General features: G+C 58.0%; 4 protein-coding genes. All 4 read right to left on the bottom strand.

The window, feature by feature from the left end; translation table 11 throughout:
• A partial coding sequence (locus ACIONG_RS30180; protein WP_401304654.1) for a tRNA (guanine(37)-N(1))-methyltransferase occupies positions 1-415 on the bottom strand: 415 nt, incomplete at its 3' end.
• 44 nt (positions 416-459) lie between these two features.
• Positions 460-996 carry a ribosome maturation factor RimM gene (rimM, locus tag ACIONG_RS30175; RefSeq protein WP_401304651.1) on the bottom strand — a complete coding sequence of 179 codons (537 nt, stop codon included), beginning with the start codon at positions 994-996 and terminating at the stop codon, positions 460-462.
• Between the two features lie 5 nt (positions 997-1,001).
• Positions 1,002-1,253 carry a 30S ribosomal protein S16 gene (rpsP, locus tag ACIONG_RS30170; protein WP_401304649.1) on the bottom strand — a complete coding sequence of 84 codons (252 nt, stop codon included), beginning with the start codon at positions 1,251-1,253 and terminating at the stop codon, positions 1,002-1,004.
• A gap of 410 nt (positions 1,254-1,663) precedes the next feature.
• On the bottom strand, positions 1,664-2,855 hold a 1,192-nt coding region (gene ffh / locus ACIONG_RS30165), incomplete at its 5' end, for a signal recognition particle protein (protein ID WP_401304646.1).

The following is a 2,855-nucleotide window of genomic DNA, read 5'->3' as shown; positions in this document are numbered from 1 at the left end:
CGATCAGGACCATGGCCGGCAGCTCACCGCCAGACAACACATAGTCACCAATTGACCACTCTTCATCGACATGAGCCTCAATAAAGCGCTCGTCAATGCCTTCATAGCGGCCGGCAATCAGGATCAATGCATCCGATTTTGCCAACTCGCGTACCGCCGACTGATTCAGTTGACGGCCTTGGGGGGACAGGTAAATCACCGTCGCCGCCTCCCCGGCTGCTGCCTTGGCCTGAACCAGAGCATCTTCCAGGGGCTTGATCTTCATCACCATGCCCGGACCACCGCCAAACGGGCGATCGTCCACAGTGTGATGCCGATCCGTCGTGTAATCCCGCGGATTCCAACAGGTCAGCTGCAACAGCCCCTGTTTGACCGCTCGACTGGTGATGCCGTAGTCGCCGATGGCGGAAAACATCTCGGGAAACAAACTGATCACTTCTACGCGCAAGTTAGCCACGCTTAGAAGTCCGCGTCCCAATCCACCTTCATCTCGCCCGCTGCCAGGTCGACTGCCAACACGCATTGCTCCGTATAGGGCAACAGGCGTTCGCGATCATCCAGGCTGCCAGCGCAAGGCTTGACTACCATTACATCATTGGCGCCGGTTTCCAGAAGATGATCGATTTCCCCGAGCAATTGCCCAAGGGTGTCGATGACCTTCAGACCTTCCAGTTGGTACCAGTAGTACTCACCTTCGGTCAATTCAGCGAACAGGTTGCGCGGCACGCAGATCTCATAACCGGCCAGAAGACGAGCTTCTTCACGATCATCAAGACCCTTGAGCTTTGCGACCAGGAACTTGTCGCTCCCGCGTCCACTGACCAGCTCGACCTGTTTGACATTGCCTTCGCGCTTGAGCGTCCAGGTTTTGTACTGCAACAGGTTTTCAGTCGGATCAGTAAAGGAATAAACCTTCACTTCGCCGCGAACGCCATGAACAGAATAAATTTTGCCAATAACGATCAAATCATCGGCAACAGCAGGCGTCGCGTTCATATTGCTCAGGCCGCAGCCTTTGCAGATTCCTTCAGCAACTGAGCAACACGCTCAGAAGGCTGTGCACCAACGCTCAGCCAGTAGGCTACGCGCTCTTGGTTCACGGACAGACGGATTTCCTGACCACGGGCAACAGGGTTGAAGACACCAACCTGTTCTTTGTGGGAGCCGTCACGCGGGTTACGCGAGTCGGTTACGGTCAGGTGGTAAAACGGGCGCTTTTTGGAGCCGCCAAGGGCAAGACGGATTGTTAGCATGTGAACATCGTTCCTGTAGTCGGTGCTGCAAATCTAAATGCACAGCGGGCATGGGTGCCCGAAAGGCCGCATATTCTAAGGAATATCCGGACTTTTGCAAATGACTTTTTCCGGCGCCTATGGCATGCCGTGCAGATCTGCATAGAGAGCCGTCGATGAAAACGGCCAGTCAGCTCCCGCCGAGTGCGGGTTTGCTGTTGATCCCGCGTCCTTGCGGGGCCTGCGCCGGTGCGACGACCGGCGAAGTCTTAGTGTCCTGTGTCACCCATTTCGCTCACTTTTGGCGAGTGACTGATGCCCTCAAGCAAGGCGCCGCGACGAGTCATAGCCCGCTATGGTGAGGAGCGGCAACGCAGCATGAGGGCATCAGGCGCCGCCATAAGTGAGCAGAATGGGTGAGACGGGACACCTCACATCTTTGGCATGCCGCCGCCGGGCAACATACCGCCCATGCCGCGCATCATTTTCGCCATTCCGCCTTTGGCGGTGAATTTCTTCATCATCTTCTGCATCTGCTTGTGCTGCTTGATCAAGCGACCGATATCCTGCACCTGCGTGCCGGAACCCATGGCGATCCGGCGCTTGCGCGAACCGCTGATCAGCTCAGGGTCGCGGCGCTCGGCCGGGGTCATGGAATTGATGATGGCTTCCATCTGTTTGAATTGTTTCTCTGCGGCGTTCTGGGCATTGCCCATTTGCGACAGGTTGACGCCACCGATGCTCGGCAGTTTGTCCATGAGGCCGCCAAGGCCGCCCATGTTCTTCATCTGTTGCAACTGATCGCGGAAGTCTTCGAGGTCGAAGCCCTTGCCCTTCTTCAGCTTCTTGGCCAGTTTGTCGGCCTTGTCCTTGTCGAGGGTCGCTTCAGCCTGTTCGATCAGGCTGAGCACGTCGCCCATGCCGAGGATCCGCGAAGCGATACGCTCAGGGTGGAACGGATCGAGCGCTTCGCTCTTCTCGCCCATACCGATGAACTTGATCGGCTTGCCAGTGATGGCACGCACCGACAGGGCGGCGCCGCCACGGGCATCGCCGTCGACCTTGGTCAGGATCACACCGGTCAACGGCAGTGCATCGCCGAAGGCCTTGGCCGTGTTGGCGGCGTCCTGACCGGTCATGGCGTCGACCACGAACAGGGTTTCGACCGGGTTGATCGCGGCGTGCAGCGCCTTGATCTCGCCCATCATCTCTTCGTCGATGTGCAGACGACCGGCGGTGTCGACGATGACCACGTCGATGAATTTCAGTTTTGCTTCTTTAATAGCCGCGGTGGCGATGTCCACCGGTTTCTGGCTCAGGTCGGACGGGAAGAACGTCACGCCGATGTCGTTGGCCAGGGTTTCCAGCTGTTTAATAGCTGCCGGGCGATAAACGTCCGCCGACACAACCATGACCGACTTTTTCTTGCGCTCTTTCAGGAAACGCGCAAGTTTGCCGGCGGTGGTGGTTTTACCCGCACCCTGCAGACCGGCCATCAGAATGACCGCTGGCGGCACAGCGCTCAGGTTCAAGTCTTCGTTGGCCGCGCCCATCAGGCGTTCGAGTTCGGCCTGGCCGATCTTCACGAACGCCGGGCCCGGCGTCAGGCTGCGCGACACCTCG

Source organism: Pseudomonas sp. NPDC087817 (genome assembly GCF_044742875.1).
GTDB lineage: Bacteria > Pseudomonadota > Gammaproteobacteria > Pseudomonadales > Pseudomonadaceae > Aquipseudomonas.
Note: the sequence above shows the minus strand (reverse complement) of the source record. Positions and strands in the feature narration are given on the sequence as shown.